The sequence below is a fragment of the Moorena sp. SIO4A1 genome (assembly GCF_010672065.1).
In the GTDB taxonomy this organism is placed as follows: domain Bacteria; phylum Cyanobacteriota; class Cyanobacteriia; order Cyanobacteriales; family Coleofasciculaceae; genus Moorena.
In genome coordinates this window covers 96,638-115,553 of the sequence record NZ_JAAHHX010000001.1, presented here as the reverse complement: position 1 = coordinate 115,553, position 18,916 = coordinate 96,638, and the positions used below count along the sequence as shown (strand labels likewise).

General features: G+C 42.8%; 18 protein-coding genes. 7 read left to right on the top strand and 11 right to left on the bottom strand.

Annotation, left to right across the window (positions count from 1 at the left end):
- Nucleotides 1-24 precede the first annotated feature (24 nt).
- From F6K53_RS00480 to F6K53_RS00440, 9 genes are all read right to left on the bottom strand, one after another.
- Nucleotides 25-792: a YebC/PmpR family DNA-binding transcriptional regulator gene (locus tag F6K53_RS00480; protein ID WP_293027962.1), complete on the bottom strand. Its 768-nt coding sequence runs from the start codon at nt 790-792 to the stop codon at nt 25-27.
- A gap of 171 nt (nt 793-963) precedes the next feature.
- Complete coding sequence (locus tag F6K53_RS00475) at nt 964-1,191, bottom strand: ATP-binding protein (RefSeq protein WP_293079564.1); 228 nt, start codon at nt 1,189-1,191, stop codon at nt 964-966.
- Nucleotides 1,192-1,212: 21 nt separating this feature from the next.
- Nucleotides 1,213-1,413, bottom strand: a complete 201-nt coding sequence (locus F6K53_RS00470; RefSeq protein WP_293027952.1) for an ATP-binding protein — start codon at nt 1,411-1,413, stop codon at nt 1,213-1,215.
- A gap of 108 nt (nt 1,414-1,521) precedes the next feature.
- Nucleotides 1,522-1,914, bottom strand: a complete 393-nt coding sequence (locus tag F6K53_RS00465) for a response regulator (protein ID WP_293037627.1) — start codon at nt 1,912-1,914, stop codon at nt 1,522-1,524.
- A gap of 23 nt (nt 1,915-1,937) precedes the next feature.
- The gene (locus F6K53_RS00460) at nt 1,938-2,060 is read right to left on the bottom strand and encodes a hypothetical protein (RefSeq protein ID WP_293027957.1); all 123 of its coding nucleotides are present in this window, start codon (nt 2,058-2,060) and stop codon (nt 1,938-1,940) included.
- A 42-nt stretch (nt 2,061-2,102) separates the two neighbouring features.
- A complete protein-coding gene (locus tag F6K53_RS00455) occupies nt 2,103-3,842 on the bottom strand; it encodes an EAL domain-containing protein (RefSeq protein WP_364302453.1) in 1,740 nt (579 codons plus the stop codon).
- Nucleotides 3,842-4,066 carry a sensor histidine kinase gene (locus F6K53_RS00450; RefSeq protein WP_364302468.1) on the bottom strand — a complete coding sequence of 75 codons (225 nt, stop codon included), beginning with the start codon at nt 4,064-4,066 and terminating at the stop codon, nt 3,842-3,844. The genes F6K53_RS00455 and F6K53_RS00450 overlap by 1 nt, the downstream gene beginning before the upstream one ends.
- Before the next feature lie 571 nt (nt 4,067-4,637).
- Nucleotides 4,638-6,095 carry a PAS domain S-box protein gene (locus F6K53_RS00445; protein ID WP_293037621.1) on the bottom strand — a complete coding sequence of 486 codons (1,458 nt, stop codon included), beginning with the start codon at nt 6,093-6,095 and terminating at the stop codon, nt 4,638-4,640.
- A 641-nt stretch (nt 6,096-6,736) separates the two neighbouring features.
- Nucleotides 6,737-7,375, bottom strand: coding sequence for a histidine phosphatase family protein (locus tag F6K53_RS00440; RefSeq protein WP_293029543.1), 639 nt, complete (start codon nt 7,373-7,375; stop codon nt 6,737-6,739).
- Nucleotides 7,376-7,534: 159 nt separating this feature from the next.
- Here F6K53_RS00440 and F6K53_RS00435 point away from each other — a divergent pair, with 159 nt between their 5' ends.
- The 4 genes from F6K53_RS00435 (at nt 7,535) to mutT (ending at nt 10,506) form a co-directional block, all read left to right on the top strand.
- Nucleotides 7,535-8,494, top strand: coding sequence for an RNA polymerase sigma factor, RpoD/SigA family (locus F6K53_RS00435; RefSeq protein WP_293029540.1), 960 nt, complete (start codon nt 7,535-7,537; stop codon nt 8,492-8,494).
- 232 nt (nt 8,495-8,726) lie between these two features.
- A complete protein-coding gene (locus tag F6K53_RS00430) occupies nt 8,727-9,074 on the top strand; it encodes a DUF760 domain-containing protein (RefSeq protein ID WP_293029537.1) in 348 nt (115 codons plus the stop codon).
- Between the two features lie 396 nt (nt 9,075-9,470).
- A complete protein-coding gene (locus F6K53_RS00425) occupies nt 9,471-9,971 on the top strand; it encodes an A/G-specific adenine glycosylase (protein ID WP_293029534.1) in 501 nt (166 codons plus the stop codon).
- 121 nt (nt 9,972-10,092) lie between these two features.
- Nucleotides 10,093-10,506 carry an 8-oxo-dGTP diphosphatase MutT gene (gene mutT / locus F6K53_RS00420; RefSeq protein ID WP_202970699.1) on the top strand — a complete coding sequence of 138 codons (414 nt, stop codon included), beginning with the start codon at nt 10,093-10,095 and terminating at the stop codon, nt 10,504-10,506.
- Between the two features lie 76 nt (nt 10,507-10,582).
- Here the strand turns inward: mutT and F6K53_RS00415 are convergent, their stop codons facing one another.
- Nucleotides 10,583-11,782, bottom strand: coding sequence for a histidine kinase (locus tag F6K53_RS00415; RefSeq protein WP_293037618.1), 1,200 nt, complete (start codon nt 11,780-11,782; stop codon nt 10,583-10,585).
- Between the two features lie 245 nt (nt 11,783-12,027).
- Here F6K53_RS00415 and F6K53_RS00410 point away from each other — a divergent pair, with 245 nt between their 5' ends.
- Nucleotides 12,028-13,617, top strand: coding sequence for a glycoside hydrolase family 57 protein (locus F6K53_RS00410; protein ID WP_293067678.1), 1,590 nt, complete (start codon nt 12,028-12,030; stop codon nt 13,615-13,617).
- 72 nt (nt 13,618-13,689) lie between these two features.
- Nucleotides 13,690-14,472 carry a twin-arginine translocase subunit TatC gene (gene tatC, locus F6K53_RS00405; RefSeq protein ID WP_070395249.1) on the top strand — a complete coding sequence of 261 codons (783 nt, stop codon included), beginning with the start codon at nt 13,690-13,692 and terminating at the stop codon, nt 14,470-14,472.
- A 480-nt stretch (nt 14,473-14,952) separates the two neighbouring features.
- On the opposite strand, the gene F6K53_RS00400 is transcribed toward tatC, so the two are convergent.
- The gene (locus tag F6K53_RS00400) at nt 14,953-16,953 is read right to left on the bottom strand and encodes an FAD-dependent oxidoreductase (protein ID WP_293067675.1); all 2,001 of its coding nucleotides are present in this window, start codon (nt 16,951-16,953) and stop codon (nt 14,953-14,955) included.
- 243 nt (nt 16,954-17,196) lie between these two features.
- Here F6K53_RS00400 and F6K53_RS00395 point away from each other — a divergent pair, with 243 nt between their 5' ends.
- Complete coding sequence (locus F6K53_RS00395; protein WP_293067705.1) at nt 17,197-18,432, top strand: transposase; 1,236 nt, start codon at nt 17,197-17,199, stop codon at nt 18,430-18,432.
- The last annotated feature ends 484 nt before the right edge of the window (nt 18,433-18,916 follow it).

The window sequence follows — 18,916 nt, the reverse complement described above, 5'->3', positions numbered from 1 at the left end:
TAGTGGTTTATAATATTTTATCTGCTAGATCATGCTCAGGGACATCAGCTGATCGGACATCTCGAAATTGGCGGTAACATTTTGTACATCCTCCAACTCTTCCAGAGCATCCATTAATTTTAAAAGCGTCCGCGCCAGATCTGGGTCAGTCACTTCCACCGTATTACTAGGAATCCAGCGCAACTGCGCCTCACTGACCTCAAAGCCCTGATTTTTCAATATTTGACTCAGGTTTTCCAGGTTGCTAACTTCTGTAAATACCTCAGCCGTTACACCTTCGGAATCCTCGTTCAACTCATAAGTTTGAGCTCCCCCTTCAAGGGATGCTTCAAACAAATGGTCCTCTGTGATATCACCCGTAAGCGTAACGATACCTTTTTGCTCAAAAATCCAGCTAACGCAGCCTGTTTCACCCAGATTGCCACCATTCTTAGTAAATGCTGAGCGCAGGTCAGCTGCTGTCCGATTCCGATTATCAGTAAAAGCTTCGATCAAGATAGCAACGCCTCCTGGACCATACCCCTCATAGCGAATTTCTTCGAGATTGTCACTCTCATTGCCTAGGGTACCTGCTCCTTTTGCGATCGCTCTTTCAATGTTCTCATTGGGAATCCCTGCTGCCTTCGCCTTTTCCACCGCTTGCCGCAGCTGAAAATTACCCTCCGGATCCGGGATGCCATTGCGAGCAGCTACTATAATCTCCCGAGAGATTTTAGCAAAGGTCTTACCTTTAACTGCGTCAACCCTCGCTTTCTGACGCTTAATATTTGCCCATTTACTATGTCCTGCCATAACGGTTAAGTTGATTACAACCCAACTAACAAAATACCTCCACTTCTTGGTTTAAGCATATAACCTACCCAAGTCATTCCATAATATAATATAATATTATTTATTCTAGGATAGCTACTAACTTAAGGAAAGAAAGTCCATGGGAAATGGTAGATGTTAAATGGTTCTTGGTCAAGGCAGTAGCCCTTTGGAGATTAGGGGTAGGATTACTTGAACTGTAGTTTGTTCTCCTAGTATACTATCTATTGTTAATTTACCACCGTGTAACTCAGCTAGACGTTTAGCAATCAGCAGCCCCAACTCTGAGCCTTGTTGTTCGTCAAGGTTACCTTTAAACTGTAAGTCAGCTTCCAATTCAGCCATTTCAGCTTTAGATATCCCTTGTCCCTTGTCCTGCACTGACAAGATAAACGTATTATTTTATGAATAGCTATTGACCCAAACAGGTGTTCCCTCTTCTGAGAATTTAAAGGCATTATTAATTAACTCTTCCAACAGTTTATTAAGTCGATTTTGGTACATAGGAATAGTAGCCTCTTGCCAATCTAATTGCAAATCCTCAACCCGTCCTGTCTTTTGAGCAAGATTCTGAATCAAATTAGCCAGAACCGGATTAGGCAATTTACTGGTAGTCTTTCGCAGATTTTCCAGTTTATTGGAATCTGTAGCGATTATTTCAAGTTCTGCATAAAGTAAAAAGTTCTGAATTAACCTTAATAACCGTTCAGCCTACTGATGGATATCTTCTGCCATAGTCTTAATTTGATATCGTTCCAAACTATCCCATTTATCCATAATTAGTTTGGAAATATCCAGAATCAGATTTAGGGGTTTATCCATTTCATAGGGCAAATACAGTGTAATATTGCTGCGCAAATAATCCAGTTTTTTATCTTTTTGCAACTCAAGGGCAGCTTGCTTTTCCAATCTAGTAGTAATTGCTCCTAGTAGTTCTACTCTAGTAAATGGCTTGGTTAGATAATCATCTGCTCCTAATTCCATTCCTTGGCGCTGATCAGTTTTTTCATCTCTAGCTGTGAGAAACATAAAAGGAATGGTTGCCGTATCAGGATGTTTGCGCAAGATCTGCAATACCTCATAACTATCAAATTCTGGCATCATAACATCGCAAATCCTAAAATATGTTAGGCATGCTGGGCTAACTCGATACCAATCCGACCATTACTACCAGCAATCGCCTCAAAGTCTTCAGCCTCCAGTAACTCCAGTATATTTTCTCGTACTGAAGGTTCATCTTCAATTAACATAATTTTTGTTCTTACCATTTTTTTGCGCTTTGTGAAACTAATCTAATTGACTTGAGGTAGTGGGAACCCAATACCGCTATTGAGTAAACGTTTAAATTCTGGCGCTGGTAAAGCCCTACTAATCAAATGACCCTGAACTCGATCACATTTATGAGAATAAATAAAATCAAATTCTTCTTGAGTTTCTACTCCTTCAGCAATCAGTTGTAGATTTAAACTTTTTGCCATTTGTATAATGGCCTTAGTAATAGCAGCCTGGTTAGGTTTATGCTCAATCTTACGGACAAAGCACTGATCAATTTTGATGACATCAAAGGGAAATTGTTGTAAATAGCTTAATGAAGAATATCCGGTTCCAAAATCATCAATTGCAATTTCTAATCCTAGGTTTTTTAATTCATATAACTGACGAATAGCAGTTTCAGTGTTTTTTACTAGTATACTTTCAGTTAGTTCTAGTTCTAGAGTTCGAGCGGTTAACTCAGTTGACTGCAAAATCTTGATCAAATTATGGTAAAAATCTGGTTTATTAAATTGAATAACTGATAAATTTACTGCTATACGAAAAGAGGTGAATCCATCATTTTGCCAGACTTTAGCTTGCTGACAAGCCTGCTGTAATACCCATTCTCCAATGGATATAATCAGACCCGTTTCTTCCGCGATTGGAATAAATTTTGCTGGGGGAATCAAACCAAGTTCTGGATGATGCCAACGTAATAGAGCTTCAGCACCAACAATTTTTCCTGTCTCGAGACTGATTTGGGGTTGATAGTAAACCTGGAATTCTTCCCGTTCCAAAGCATAGCGTAAGCTACTCTGCAAGGTAAGATAATTTGAAGAATTGACATTCAAGGAACTGGTGTAAAACTGATATTGATCACCACCGTGACGCTTTGCCTGAAGCATCGCCTGGTTGGCATGATTGAGTAATTGTTCAACGTCTTCACCATCACGGGGATAAATGGTAATACCAATACTGGCGGTGATAAAAACTTCTTGATCATCCAGAACGATGGTTTGAGAGAGGCTCTCAAGAATGCTTTGGACAACATTGATGACATCTTGTTTGTGTTGAGCTGTGGCTATAATAACGGCAAATTGATCGCCATTTAAACGAGCAACTGTACCCTGATTATCCACACAATAAGTTAGGCGTTGAGCCACAAATTTGAGTAAGTAATCACCCCAAAAATGACCGAGATTATTGTTAACTTGATTAAACCGATCTAAACCCAAACACAGAAAGGTAAGCAGTTTGTGATTATCGTCGATGTGTTGTTTTACTTGCTTAAACCGTTCTCGCAACGACAGCCGATTAGGTAGGTTTGTCAAGCTGTCATGGCGGATTAAGTAATTGAGTTTATTTTTAGCTTCCTGAAGTTCAGTATTGTAATGCTTATGAACAGCAGCTTTTTTTTTGAGTCTACTGGAAATTGACCCGAGGAGTTCTGCTCTGGTAAAGGGTTTGGTAATATAGTCGTCTGCCCCTAGTTCCATACCCTGACGAAAATCATTTTTAGCAGCCTTTGCTGTCAAAAAAATAAAAGGAACTGTTGCCATCATTGAGTCTTGACGCAGGGATGTTAAGACACTGTAACCGTCCATTTCCGGCATCATGACATCACAGATAATTAAATCTGGGATAGTTCCTTTAGCTAAATTAACACCAACACGACCATTTTCTGCTCCAATGACATCAAATCCTTCGGCGTCGAGGAGTTCTATAATGTTTTCCCGGACAAATTCTTCATCTTCAATCACTAATATTTTTCTCATCATTAATTTGATAGCAAGTAATATATTGGCAGGGTTACAGTAAATGTTGTACCGACAGTGACCTCACTTTCTAGATCAATTTGACCTTGGTAGATATCGAGACACTTTTTGACAATTGCCAGTCCTAAGCCAGTGCCGGTAATTGTCCCCACATTCGTACCTCGATGGAAGGTCTCAAAGAGTAGTCCTTGGTCTTCTTCAGGAATACCAATACCTTGATCGCTGATTTTAAAGATAGCCTGATTGGCAGAGCAAGTGAGTTTAAGCTCAACTGTACTGTGCTATGCTACCTTTGGGAGAATACTTCAGTGCATTACTCAGCAAATTCTCCAAAATTTGCCTAAGCAATTTTTCATCCATATACGGTCGGGCGGATGATAACGAACTAGCCGCATTATTTTTTCCATGATTACTACCTAATTTTTTTTAAAACTTTTCTAAGCTATAAGTAAATTTTATTGTGTGCTCATTTCGTTCATTAAGCTGGATTTTATAAATTAAATCGGTGCAAAAACTTTCCAAGTCTATCGGCTTTAGCTGTAACTCTATTTTACCGGCTTATACCTTGCAAATCAGCAAGATATCATTCAAAATTATGGTTATATATTGAACCATGTTTTTAATGCGATGTAGGTGATGTTTTTTTTTAGATTTTGATCATTTTGTTCCGTAATGTCCCAGTAAATTCGCTGATGAATAAATCGTTATTATAGGGGTACAAAATTCGTAAAGTTTCATGGTTATAAACCTGGATTTTAGCTCCCCAAGTTGTTTCTATTTAGCCAGTGCATTTATGATTTATACTTCCGTTTGTTTCCGTTTAGTGATATCTCTATCAACTCCTCGATAACCACAAAACTTGCCAAGACGATCAAAAATTGGTACACCACTGGTTTCCAGAACCACTAACTGACGATTTTTATTAATTCTGGTATTTTCCAAGTTGCTAAAGGGCTGTTTTAAAACGGTAAAGGAAGCTAAAATTTCCATCACACGTTTTGCCTCTTCCTTTAACATTAAGTCAAAGGGAGTTTTGCCAACTACTTCTGATGGTTCATAACCGAGTAAGTCCCAGATTTTGGGACTAGCGTAGGTATAGACAGCATTTTCATCCATCTCCCACATCCAATTGCTACTAATTTCTACGACATTACGAAACCGCTCTTCACTCTGCCGCAACTGCTCTTCTGCCTTCTGGCGCTCAATAATCTCCCCCTTGAGTGCTTGGTTCGCTTTCCTCAGAGCAGCGGTACGTTGTTGAACTCTGACTTCCAAAGCATCATTGACTTGTGCTAGGGTGAGTCGTGCTTCAATACGCTCAGTGATATCCTGGACAATAACAGCAACTTCATCTAACCCACTTTTAACAATACGAGCCTCAAAGTAGCGGAGTTTACCATCTTGTCTGACTGGGGACTCAATAACTTGCATCTCATCACTTTCTAGGGCTATTTCCACATGCTCCCAAATTAATCCTGCTACCTCAGTGGGTAAACAGTTATGTAAATGTTTCCCAATACAGTTATTGGTGAGAAACAGCACAGGGTTTTCAATGGCCGCTTTCCAATCCAAGTAAAAGCCATCCCGATTGACACGAAAGATTACATCTGGTATCGCTTCTAAGAGGGCTCGGTTTCTAGCCTCGCTTACTTTTAGTGCAGACTCTTTTTGTTTAAGTTCTTGGCTTTGTTTTTGATAGAGTTGCTCAAGTTCTTGGTGGGTTAGGGCAATGGCAAAATGATCGGCGATCCCTCGGATAAAGGCAATTTCTTGGACTGTCCATTCTCGTTCGTGTACGCACTGATACAAGGTCATACTACCTAGACAAGACTGCCCATGCAGCAGTGGCACCATCATGATGGCACGGAGGTCACATGGATAGGTTAATTCCTTCAGTTCTGGTGGGAGTTTTCCCTCCGATTCAGGAATAATCAACGGTTTGCCCTGAGCTAGCCAGGAGTGATAACTCTGAAAGAGGTGGCGAAATACCTCGATCAGACATGGCTCGCCTGTACTCTCCACTGATTGGGTAATGGGAAAGCTAACTTGATGAGTTGCCATAGCTGGAGGGTCGTGAGTGGGAAACATTAAACAGCCACTCACTTGCAAGATTTGATGTAATTGATTAGCTATGGTGGGTAGCAATTCATTGAGGACTAACGTCCCCCTTGTAACCTGGGCAATCTGGTTAATCATTTCCGCTTGGACTTTCAAGAGGTGATAGTCCACTCTTTGATGTCCAGTGCTCGATTCCATGGGTGTATGCTCAGGTAACATAACCAATAAAATTAGCTAAGAGCCGAACTGTCTAGCCTAGACTGGACATAGAGGCAACCGCCATCAATTCTACGCTGTACCATAATTTTCAGCCCATCCCCACCAATCAATTCGGGGGATTTGAGGTCAGTTGTCCATGCTTGTTTATTTGTGTCAGTTGTTTTGCAGCTACTAGCTTTTAGCTATGGGCTAATTGCTAATTACATGCATGGAACTGACCATTGACCACTGACCATTGCAAGGCGTCGATTCATGCCCATACCAAGAACATAGGGGCAACACTCGCCGCCCAACCTTAGGTGATGGTAAGATGTTATACCACCACTAGATGCCTAAATTGTTGCACAGTCTTAATTTCTAGCCCTCGTGGAAACTACGGTGTCTTAGCTAGTTTGTCTATTTTGACACCTGTAAATTCACGAACAGTTAGTGTATCATTGGTCTTTGGTGATTGGTTATGGGTCAAAGCGCGTCCCTCAGCCAGATTAGCCCTAGGTCTTACCCGTTCGCGCCACTGTCGCCCCTTGGGCGAAGGGAAGTGTGAGATGATGAGTCAAAGGAGACTATGGCTGTAGACTATTGACAAAAACAACTTTGTATGTTATGGAAGCTTATACCCTTCAATTAAACCGGAGGACATCTTCTGTCTGACTCAGGTGAGAGGTATCTCCATTCAGTTCCATCACCCACTGTTTTTCTTGGCGCACTAGTTTAACTAAACAGCACAAGGATGCTTTAATGTTTTGTGTGGCACCCACTAGTCCCTGAGTGGTTCCAACTACTGATGGTCCGTGACCAACCAGTAGTAAATCTTCTGAAAATTGAGCGGTGATACGTTGTGCCGTTTCACCTGTTCGTTTGAGTAAAGCAACACTTGTTTCTGGATATTCAGGGATTACACAGGAAGTATAACTGGTGTCAATTCGCTGAAACTGCTTGTGCAATACTTCATTAGGCAGTCTTTCTGGTTCAGTTGCCATCCACTCAGGATTGAGCCATTCACTTAAACCCAACTCTAGCTTAATAGGTAAATCCAGAATTTCTGCGACTTGGTTAGCCGTTTGGACAGTTCGTAAAAACGGTGAGGCGAATATATGCCTAATTCCTTTTCCTACAAGGCGTTGACCCAGTTGCGCTGCTTGCAGTTCCCCATCTACTGAAAGCGGTGGATCATAGGGTCGCTCTGCCTTGTTGAACCATTCGGGGTTAACAAAGTCAAGGCGGTTTCCGTGTCTGGCAATCCAAACTGTTTGGGTCATCTTACCTTACACCTTCTTCGGGAATTTAGTTAAGTTATGTAAAATTTATTAAAATAATTTAACTGGAATCCCACAAAGCTTATCATCTGGTTTGGAAAACCAGCATGGTCTGCTTTAATTTTCTTAATTTAAATCTCACTGATAACGCCATCGAATTCAATGAAAACCGCTCAGGACTCTACAGATTTAGTTCGTACCTATTTAAAGGAAATCGGTCGTGTACCATTACTGACCCATGAGCAGGAAATTTCTTACGGGAAAAAGGTTAAACAGTTAACAACCTTAAAGGAAGTCAAAGAGTCCCTTGTCCAACAGCTGGGTCGTGAACCTACGTTTTCTGAGTGGGCAACAGCATCTTGCCTAACGGATTCTCAGTTAAAGTCTAGCATAGCTGTTGGTGAATCCGCTAAACGCAAGATGGTGGAAGCCAATTTGCGATTGGTGGTGGCAGTGGCAAAGAAATACATTAAGCGTAATCTCGAGTTGCTGGACTTGATTCAAGAGGGAACCATCGGCTTGCAGCGGGGTGTAGAAAAATTTGACCCTACCAAAGGCTATCGTTTTTCTACCTACGCCTACTGGTGGATAAGGCAGGCAATTACTCGTGCGATCGCAGAAAAAGGGCGCACGATTCGCCTTCCTATCCATATTACCGAGAAGTTAAACAAAATCAAAAAAGCCCAGCGCCAACTTTCCCAAAAGCTGGGACGAACAGCTACTATCTCAGAATTGGCAATTGAGTTGAACCTAACACCATCACAATTGCGCGAGTACTTCGAGCAAGCACGTCAACCCCTCTCTTTGGAGTTGCGAGTGGGGGATAACAAAGATACAGAATTAGTTGAGTTGCTCGAAGACACCGGTCCTGGACCAGAAGACTTTGTGACTCAATCGTTAATGCAGCTAGACTTAGAGAAATTCATGGATGATTTGACACCGCAGCAGAGGCAGGTGTTGAGACTCCGTTATGGCTTGGCAGAGGACGAACCAATGACATTAGCCAAAATTGGTCAACACCTCAACATCAGCCGTGAACGAGTGCGACAAATCGAACGAGAAGCGATCGCTAAACTTCGTAAGCGTCAAGGGGATATGCGGGAATATATCCCAGCTAGTTAATTTGTTCTGAGTTGGTTTAGTCATTAGTCATTAGCCACAATCACCAATGACTAATGACCAATAGGTGAGAAAATCAGATCCTAGATGGTTCGGTTCCACCTACTTTGCCATGGTCACTTGCCTGTTAAAGTAATTAGAAATACGAAGCAGTAGAGCTAAACAGATAAACATCATCATTGGCTGCCGACTCTAGTAGAAAAACCGGAATTAGCCATCGCTAGGAGGTAAAACGGTGAATAACGCATCCAATCCCAATCATGTTCCTGAGTTCTTTGATAAAGATTCTGACAATAATTTACTCTGGCAGTATGTTCAATCGATGAGTCCAGAAACCATTACCCAGCTGTCTAGACCAACGTCTTCGGAAGTCTATCAGGTGATGGAAAACAATATTATGGGAATGTTGGGAAACTTGCCTTCCCAAGACTTTGGGGTAACTATCAGTACTAGCCGTGAGAATCTAGGTCGCCTTTTGGCTTCAGCCATGGTTAGCGGCTATTTCCTTAGGAACGCTGAACAACGTATGGTTTTTGACAAGTCTTTGCAAATAGCTGAATCTCAATCTGTGGAGGAAGATTAGTCAAACCTTGGCCCCATAGGGCTGAATCTATAGATTTTTGATAGAAAATGCCCAATCGAATATCGGCAGATCATCACCTGAGTCTGTCGGTTTCTATTATTGAGGTTAGTGGACAGTAGGCAAAAGTATCACAAAGGTTGGCCATTGCCTCAAGTAATTTGCTATACTTTAACTATTATATTAGTGCCACGACCTTGTCTTAATTAATATTTCCCGAAAACCAAGGGTTTTGTAGTGACATTGGATCTGGTTCTAGAAATTTAATGGCGCACGAGGAATATTTCTTTGTGCTTTGGGAGATACCCCCTGGCGTTCGAATCAGCTTGCATTGGCGGGCTAAAGTTTATCTTGATAGACTTTGGTAGCTAAAAAGTATCGGAACAAAGAAGATCACTCTTGGACTGGTATACCAGAGCTGGTCGAGATTTACCTTGGCGACGAAGTTGGGAACCCTATAGCATCTGGGTGTCTGAAATTCTGCTAGAGCAGACCCAGGTCAAAACGGTCATTCCCTACTATCACCGCTGGATGGAGCAATTTCCCACCCTCGAACATCTGGCATCTGCTGATTTACAGCAAGTCCTCAAAGCTTGGGAGGGTCTGGGATATTACTCCCGTGCTCGCAACTTGCACGCCTGCGCTAAAACAATTATGCAGTGTCATGGTGGCGTTTTTCCCCAAGAGCTGAGCCAGGTCTTAGCATTATCAGGGATTGGTAGAACAACAGCAGGTGGTATTCTCAGCGCTGCCTTCAATCAGCCAGTGCCTATTCTCGATGGTAATGTTAAACGAGTAATAGCACGATTGGTAGCATTGTCGATACCACCTGCCAAAGCCACTCAACAATTATGGAAGCTATCAGAAGCCTTACTGGATCATCAACATCCTCGAGAGTAAAACCTACGGAATAATGGATTTGGGAGCAACTATCTGTACTCGGAAAACTCCCAATTGCCCTGATTGTCCCTGGAAAACTTACTGTCAGGCTTACAATCATGGTATTCAATCTGAAATACCTATGCGTGAACCATCTTCTCCCCTACCCACAAAAAATATCGGTGTCGCTGTGATTTGGAACGACCAGGGACAAATTCTAATCGACCGCCGACCTGCAAAAGGCTTATTGGGTGGTCTTTGGGAGTTTCCTGGTGGCAAAATTGAGCTTGGTGAAACTGTTCCGGAATGTATTAAACGGGAAATTCAGGAAGAATTGGGCATTGAGATTGAGGTTGGTGAACACCTGATCACAATTAATCACGCCTACAGCCACTTTCGTGTTGTGCTAAGTGTACACCACTGTCGCCATCTCAGTGGTGTTCCGCAACCTATTGAATGTGATGAGATTCGCTGGGTAACCTTAGATGAAGTAGATCAGTTTCCCTTCCCCAAAGCCAATACTCAGATTATTGCGGCTTTGCGCTCTCAAGACTGAACAGCGATTACCTGATCAGTTCAAGAAAACAACCTTAAACCTTAAACCTTAAACCTTAAACCTTAAACCCCATTTCCTATCGATAAATCGGTAAGGTGAAGTGAAAACAGCTGCCACCCTTGATAGGTGAATCAACCCAAATGCGACCATAGTGGGCACGGATAATCTTTTGACATAGGGCTAAGCCCAACCCATAGCCTTCTATAGCTTCGTCTCGCTTAAGGCGGAAGTGGTTTTCAAAAATGCGATCGCGATTTTCTTGTGGTATACCAGGACCATTGTCGCAAACGCTAACTTGAACTTTCTGGGTAGTACGGTGGATGCTAGACACAGCAATTTTCCCCCCTTTGGGAGTATACTTAATCGCATTATCCAGCAGGTTAATTAGCACCTGACGCACCAATTCTTCATCGCCGTAGACAGGAGGCAAGTCTTGTGGGATGTCGGTTTGCAGAACCTGAGCTTTGAGCTGAAACTGTTCATGCATCTGAACTAGAACGTCTTGGCAAAGTCTGCCAAAATTCAGCTTATGAGGTCGGATGTTGAATTCAGCATTACTTCCCTTCCTAGCTTGCAGCAGATCCACCACCATCCGGTTGATAGTGCGCAATTGATTACGAGCTTGCTCAAACAGCCGTGCCTTTAGCTGTGGCGTCAGCCCAGATTTTCTGCCATTCTGGGCTACTGGTTGCTCTAGCTGTAGGGTTTCCAAGGCAATGGATGCTGCTGTCAAAGGACTGCGCAAGTCGTGAGCTAACATGGATATGACTTGGTCTTTAAATTGCAGCTGCTCAAGCAATTCTTCTCTATCTTTCTTGAGGCGAAATACTTCGTCGGACAGTCGAATCAGTTCCAAGGCACAAGCCAGGGAACCAGCTGTCTCTGGTGATGTCTCAGCCGAGGAGTTAGATGAGCTAACAGTTGGTTGTAAAGGGAATCCTTGGGTAAGTTGGGTTTGGTTTTCTTCTAGAGAGCGTTGCCAGCGGGGCCACCAGTTCTTCAGCTGGGCAACTAGATTACTACCTGCAAGGGTTTGTTTGGGTTTCGGATTAATCTTAATCAGTGCTGGGGTTGCTACTAGCTTAAAGTGTTCAGCTAGATAGGGTTGTTCCCCAACATCCACAACCTTTAGTTCAAAGGGATACTCTGTCTTGAGAGTTTCCAGATAATGGTGGATAGACTGGAGCTGTTTACGGGAACCGGGACGTTCATCGACAAACAGCAGCAGTTGTAGAAAGGTTGGGGAGTTAGTGTATGTTTCTGTAGCTGCCTGCATGCAATTTGGTGTTAGCACTCTTAACCAATAAGGCTGGAATAAGACTAAGATTTGTTATTTTTTGTTGGTGATGTGTGCTTCCTTACAATTTAATGTCTATTTTATTATTTTATAGTCTCGTTACTAACCAGCCCTTTTCTGGCACTTTCCCAGTCTATTTGAGACTAAAATCTTAAAATAATGTAACATTATCGCGGATTGCGTCAATTCTCCTTTAATAATCTACCCACGGCTGCTACTTGATCATGGCTATTGGCTACCTTGCTCTTGTCCTTCACGCCCATTTACCGTTTGTTAGGCATCCAGAAAGTGATTATGTTCTAGAAGAAGAGTGGCTATTTGAAGCCATTACTGAAACCTATATTCCCCTACTACATGTTTTTGAGGGATTAAAGCGGGATGGGATTGACTTCAAAATAACCATTAGTATGACACCACCTTTGGTGTCGATGCTACGGGATCCACTACTACAAGAACGTTATGAGCGCCATCTGTCACTGCTCCAAGAACTAGCCAAGAAGGAGGTTGAGCATAATCAGCATAATGGTCATATCCGTTACCTAGCCCAACATTATGTTCAAGAGTTCAGCGCTATTCGCCAAACCTGGATACACTATGAAAGGGATTTAGTCAAGGCATTTAAACAATTTTTAGACAGTAATAACCTGGAAATTATCACCTGCGGTGCTACCCATGGCTATTTTCCTTTGATGAAAATGTATCCCCAAGCAGTTTGGGCTCAAATTCGGGTGGCTTGTGAACATTATGAGCAAAACTTTGGCTGTCCGCCCAAGGGCATCTGGTTACCGGAATGCGCTTACTACGAAGGGATTGAGGAGATGCTAGCAGATGCTGGTTTGCGCTATTTTCTGATGGATAGTCATGGTATTCTGTACGCTCGTCCCCGACCACGGTTTGGTACCTATGCCCCCATTTATACTGAGACAGGAGTTGCTGCCTTTGGTCGTGACCATGAGTCATCCCAGCAGGTGTGGTCTTCGGAAGTCGGGTATCCAGGAGATCCAGTATATCGGGAATTCTACAAGGATTTAGGCTGGGAAGCAGATTATGATTACATTAAAGCATATATTATGCCCCATGGACAGCGGAAGAATACGGGTATAAAATATCACAAAATTACAGACCGTGGTATAGGATTAGGGGAAAAGCAACTGTATGATCCGTATTGGGCAAAAGACAAAGCTGCGGAACATGCTGGAAATTTCATGTTTAATCGCCAGCAGCAGGTTAAACATCTAGCAGCAATGATACAGCGTTCTCCGATTGTGGTATCTCCCTATGACGCAGAGTTATTTGGTCACTGGTGGTACGAGGGACCTTGGTTTCTGGATGTCTTGCTCCGTAAGTCCTGGTATGACCAGAACACCTATGAAATGACTCATTTGGCAGATTATTTGCGGAATAATCCGATCCAACAAGTCTGTAAACCTTCTCAATCTAGCTGGGGGTATCAGGGCTTTCATGAATACTGGCTGAATGAAACCAATACCTGGATTTACCCTCATCTGCACAAAGCTACAGAACGGATGATTGAGCTGTCAAGGTTGGAAGCTACAGATGAGTTGGAGTGGAAGGCATTAAATCAAGCAGCGCGAGAGTTACTACTAGCGCAATCGTCAGACTGGGCATTTATTATGCGCACCGAGACAATGGTACCTTATGCAGTTAGACGAACGCGATCGCATTTGATGCGCTTTAATAAGCTTTACGATGATATCAAGCTGGGCAAGATTGATGCAGGCTGGCTGGAGAAAGTCGAGAAAATTGACAATATCTTTCCCAAGATTAACTATCGCGTCTATCGTCCTGTTTGAAATCTCCCCACACAATCCTGGGAAGATACAAGAAGATACAATAGAGAACGTTCCCTAAGCCAATCAAAATCCATGACGCCTTCTGAGTTAGATACTGCTCCCCAGGAAAGTTTGGATACTCTCAAAGACCCTGAGACCTATCTCGACGAGGTACCTAATGATGTCGAGATGTCTCTGTTCGACCATTTAGAGGAGTTGCGAAAGCGGATTTTTTACTCGCTGATTGCTGTATTCTTGTCCATGGCTGGCTGCTTTGTGGCAGTTAAGCCGATTGTTCAGTTGCTGGAAATTCCAGCTAGGGGGGTCAAGTTTCTGCAACTGGCTCCAGGGGAATACTTTTTTGTGTCCTTGAAAGTGGCTGGCTATAGTGGCTTATTGGTTGCTAGTCCTTTTATTCTTTACCAAATCCTTCTATTTGTTTTACCAGGGTTAACTCGTCGGGAGCGACGCTTCATCGGACCTGTGGTTTTAGGATCAACAGTTCTGTTTTTCCTAGGCTTGGTATTTGCCTACATTGCTCTAATTCCTGCCGCTCTGAATTTCTTTATCAGTTACGGAGCAGATGTAGTAGAGCAGTTGTGGTCAATTGATAAGTATTTTGAATTTGTATTATTGTTGATGTTTAGTACTGGCTTGGCATTTCAAATCCCAGTTATTCAAATGTTACTGGGGTTTTTGGGAATTGTTTCTTCCAAGCAAATGCTTTCTGGTTGGCGCACAGTTGTCCTAGGAGCAGCTATCTTGGGAGCGGTGCTGACTCCTTCGACAGATCCTCTCACTCAAAGTTTACTGGGGGGTGCTGTACTTGGTCTGTATTTTGGTGGGATTGGAATGGTAAAGTTGGTCGGGAAATAATATTAAGTCAGCTTAATCAACCCGCTATCAAAACTACCATCGCGCTTATAATTGTTAGCATGTGCTGGATATGCGTTAATTGTCAGCGAACTTTAATTACCAACTAATTTGCTAATTTTATGACTACCACAGCTGATATTAATCAGCATGCTATGATAGTTAAAAATACTGATTAGTATCAATATCTAAACCAGAAGGTAATTGAATGTTGGCTACAAATACCTTCTGGGAATAGGGAATAGGGAATAGGGAATAGTAGTCTAATTACTAATGACCAATTACTAACTAACTATCTTTAGCATTATTGTCGCTAATTATTAATAATAAGTCATGGCACAACCATGACTTATTACTATTGAGAAACAGATAATATAGCAACCGCCCTGGCGGTTGCTATATCTATGGAAGAGCCATTATCAAAAAATGTAGCCTACTAAAGATAATTACTATCGATAGTTACTATTAGTTAACTGTCTCAGTTCACCGCCAATCCTCCCAATTCTGATTAAAGATGGAAGTGTCTGGGAAAGCGGTGGGATTACCGTTTTTTTCCAACTGCTGGCGTAGAGCTTGGAGTTGGGTTTGTTGCAGGAGGGGTTCTTCTAGAAGCTGGTAAGGTGCTATCCCAGTTTCTAAGGAAAAAGCAGCGGTTGTACCAGCAGCAGCACCGGATGACCATTCAAAGGAATGCACCCGATAAGCAGCAGCGGCAATGTGACTGGTAGCAATACTTTTACCTCCTACTAATAGGTTGTCAATTTTCTGGGGAATTATTGCTCGCAGGGGAATTTGGAACGGATAGGCTTGACCTGCTCCCCGCCGTTCCCCTTGACGCTCGGTGTTTCCTGGGGTTTCTGCTGGACTTAGGGTCATACAGGGATGAAAGTCAATGGCATAGTGACCAATACCCACAGAATCAGGATAGATAGTAGAGCGACTGCGTTGACTGACTTGATCTGGCTGGATTTTACCTTGAATCACAGAGGGGGCTTCTAATCCAGCCAGTACTGCCCATAAGCGGCGATATTCGTCTGGTGAGAGGGTCTGCCGATAATACTCATCCTGGTAGTCACGGCGGGAAATATCCACTTCTGATATAGTAAAGCCTTGAGGATAGCCAAAGGAAGGGCGTCCAATAATCCGCCTCCCTTCCCGTATATAGGGATATTTAGACAACCCATGCATTGTCCCCATCGGAGAATCTAACCCCGTTAGATAGCGGTGATTGGGATGAGGCTCTTTTACCCCATCCCCAAGCTGGGAGTCGGTAGTTCCTGCGACTAGCCAATAGTAATAACCGAGAGCGTTTTCTTCTCCTTTCCGTAGACTTTCCGTACGCAAGCCTCCCATCCAGCCACCGGGAGCCAGTTGACCAGTAGTTCGTAATTGGCGACGGGTGTAAACTAGATTATCTTCTGAAGTGCCAGGACGATAATCATTACCCCATGTCCAGTTTTGCATGGAAATGTCCCCTGGAGTGGGAGCAGTAACCCCCCATCGGATCCGTTTACCCCGCTTAGAACTCCAAATTCGCCGATAGGTGAATACTCCTTCAAAGTCCGCTAGGCGCTGTAATTCATAGCTGTAGTAGGGTTGGTATTGCGGGTAAAAGGAGGGCATTTCTTGGGTTTGAGGCTCCTTGGTTTGCTCCATGGCAAAGGTGTAGGTAAAGCCTTGGGTGCAATAGGGGTCGTCAGTAGCACTAGATGCGGAAGGGTTTAGGTAGGAGCGGGAGTCAATCCCCAAACGGTAGGGAACGTCAGCTAGGGCAATAATTTCACCAGTTTCTGTTGCGTCGATAATATACCAATTAGAACTATTGTCTTGGGTCTGTTGGGGAACAATGCGCAAAATGCTTTTCTCAAAGCGGGAGGAATTCTCGTAGCTATACCAATCTTCAATAGTTTGAGATAGGGGAAAGGTGTTCAGGGCAGGAGCATCAGCAGTACTTTTGTGCTGAATAGCAATCACACTGTCAATGGTTTTGCCATCTGGGCTAATCTCTAGTTCCTTAACTACAGTAGAGGGAAACCATTTTAATGTCCCTTTTCCCCGTTTGGCCGCCTTTCGTAAAATATTAAACAGGATTTGGTGAGCATCACGGGGTAGAAAACAGGATTCGCTTACCCAGCAGTCCCCAGGATTGAGTTGACGGTAGTAGCGTTTAATGCGATCGCGTAATTCTAGATAGCCCTTAGGATAGAATAAACGCGATCGCTGAGTGGGTCGTTCATCCAGAGCAGAGGTTCCTTGGGCAGAAATTTGTCCCCCTACCCAGTCGGTAATCTCAGTCAAGCACACCGTTTGCCCGGCCAATAAGCCTTCATAGGCAGCCGCAGCACCAGCCAATCCACCTCCAATCACTAAGATTTCACAGGCTTCGGTTTGGTCTGGAGTTCTAGGGGGAGCTGCTATACCAGGAGATGGAGTAAACCCTAGTAATGATATGAATAGGGAAATACGGACAAGCGATCGCTTCATGATTCGAGATAGTCAGTAAAATCTTTGACGATAAATTACCCTAACTTATCAATACTGTCATCTCCCAAACGTTGTATCAATTATGCCATGGCATGTCAAAGCACCCGAAAAATATACGGGTAGCGATAGGGCTGATTAGGATTTTCCAGCACCTTGACTAAAAAATTTGGGTTTCAAGCCCCGTCCTTCGTTCGACGGCTTTTTTTTGTGCTACAATATTACGTAGAGTTTTTTCACGTCAAAATGATCGTCTTAGAGTTCAAGGTCAAAGGGAATAAAACTCAATATGCCGCGATTGATGAGGCGATCCGCACTGGTCAATTTGTCCGCAACAAGTGCATCCGTTATTGGATGGACAATAAGGGTATAGGACAAAAAGAACTGTATCGTCATAATACGTGGCTTAGAGCTGAATATCCTTTTGTAAAGGATTTGAACTCTCATGCATGTCAAGCTTCGGTTGAAAGAGCCTATAGCTCAATTGCTAGATTTTACGATAAATGCAAAAAGAAAGTTCCTGGCAAAAAGGGATATCCCAAATTCAAGAAATTTTCCAGATCGGTTGAATACAAAACATCGGGCTGGAAGTTGTCTTCTGATACTAAGTCAATAGATTTCTTAGACAAAAAAGGTATTGGAAAACTAAGACTTAAAGGAACTTGGGAATTATGGCGTTATGATCAGAAGCTAATTAAGCGAGTTAGATTAGTGCGCCGCGCGGATGGTTACTATGTTCAGTTCTGTATAAAAGTTGATGAAAAGGAATCTTTAGAACCTTCTCATACTAATATTGGGCTAGACGTAGGACTTAAGGAATTTTATACCGATTCCAAGGGAGGCGTAGAGCCAAATCCTAGGTTTTATCGTAAAGGCGAAAAAAGACTGAAGTTTTACCAGCGTCGGGTTTCTCGCAAAAAGAAAGGCTCATCCAACCGTAAGAAAGCCGTTAATAAATTAGGCCGGACACATCTTAAAATAAGTAGGCAGCGTGAAGAGCACGCCAAGAGACTGGCGCGCTGCGTAATCCACTCTAACGATGTGGTTGCTTACGAAGATTTAAGAGTAATAAATTTAGTTAAAAATCATTGTCTTGCTAAATCTATTAATGATGCAGGTTGGTATCAGTTCAGGAAATGGCTGGAATATTTTGGACAAAAGTTTGGTAGACAAACGATAGCAGTTAATCCCGCTTATACTAGTCAAAATTGTTCCAGCTGTTGTGAAGTTGTCAAGAAATCGCTATCAACGAGGACTCACACCTGTAAGTGTGGATGTGTTTTAGATTCGCCGAAGGCGACGCTACGCGAACGCGATCATAATGCAGCTATCAATATCCTAAAAAGAGCCTTGGGTACGGTGGGGCACACCGGAACCTGGATCATCGATCCCAACGCTTTAGGAGAGGACACCTCTACTTCTTCTGATTCCGGTCTGAAGAAGCAAGTGACCTCGTTGATCAAAGAATCCCCGTTCTTCTAGGACGGGGAGTGTCAATAAGGCAATTATGGGCATAATTAGACTGACAATACCTAATATAATTAGCAGCGGAATCCCAATAATCACCACAGCCAGTATTAAACAAATCACCACATATATATAAAGGCAATGGATTTTATCTTCCATAATACAGGTAAGTTGGTAGAGTTGATTGAACGGAACGAATTTATGTAAAGATATGTAAGGGACTAATCAATACGATGGCTAATCCGGTGTCGTCGGCTCATAATCTTTCTAACTAAGGCAGAACTACCAGTCGTCATATCCCGCCTTTGGTATTGCCTTCACTGGTCCCTTCCCTAAATTCCGAGTTTCAGTCTTAAATCACGATTCGGCTAAGGTTTGAAAGTGCTGGCCATCAATTTAGTCTTGCCATAGTGCTCCTGAGGGGTAAGCTTTACTATTTGGTGTTGCCTGAAACGGCTAACTTAATTTTCCCAACGCTTATCCAATCCTTAACCTCTGC

Bases quoted from the DNA above. Each gene is read 5' to 3' on its own strand.
- F6K53_RS00480 (WP_293027962.1), bottom strand. From the start codon at position 792: ATGGCAGGACATAGTAAATGGGCAAATATTAAGCGTCAGAAAGCGAGG.
- F6K53_RS00465 (WP_293037627.1), bottom strand. From the start codon at position 1,914: ATGATGCCAGAATTTGATAGTTATGAGGTATTGCAGATCTTGCGCAAA.
- F6K53_RS00460 (WP_293027957.1), bottom strand. From the start codon at position 2,060: ATGTTAATTGAAGATGAACCTTCAGTACGAGAAAATATACTGGAGTTA.
- F6K53_RS00455 (WP_364302453.1), bottom strand. From the start codon at position 3,842: ATGATGAGAAAAATATTAGTGATTGAAGATGAAGAATTTGTCCGGGAA.
- F6K53_RS00445 (WP_293037621.1), bottom strand. From the start codon at position 6,095: ATGGAATCGAGCACTGGACATCAAAGAGTGGACTATCACCTCTTGAAA.
- F6K53_RS00440 (WP_293029543.1), bottom strand. From the start codon at position 7,375: ATGACCCAAACAGTTTGGATTGCCAGACACGGAAACCGCCTTGACTTT.
- F6K53_RS00435 (WP_293029540.1), top strand. From the start codon at position 7,535: ATGAAAACCGCTCAGGACTCTACAGATTTAGTTCGTACCTATTTAAAG.
- mutT (WP_202970699.1), top strand. From the start codon at position 10,093: ATGCGTGAACCATCTTCTCCCCTACCCACAAAAAATATCGGTGTCGCT.
- F6K53_RS00415 (WP_293037618.1), bottom strand. From the start codon at position 11,782: ATGCAGGCAGCTACAGAAACATACACTAACTCCCCAACCTTTCTACAA.
- F6K53_RS00410 (WP_293067678.1), top strand. From the start codon at position 12,028: ATGGCTATTGGCTACCTTGCTCTTGTCCTTCACGCCCATTTACCGTTT.
- tatC (WP_070395249.1), top strand. From the start codon at position 13,690: ATGACGCCTTCTGAGTTAGATACTGCTCCCCAGGAAAGTTTGGATACT.
- F6K53_RS00400 (WP_293067675.1), bottom strand. From the start codon at position 16,953: ATGAAGCGATCGCTTGTCCGTATTTCCCTATTCATATCATTACTAGGG.
- F6K53_RS00395 (WP_293067705.1), top strand. From the start codon at position 17,197: ATGATCGTCTTAGAGTTCAAGGTCAAAGGGAATAAAACTCAATATGCC.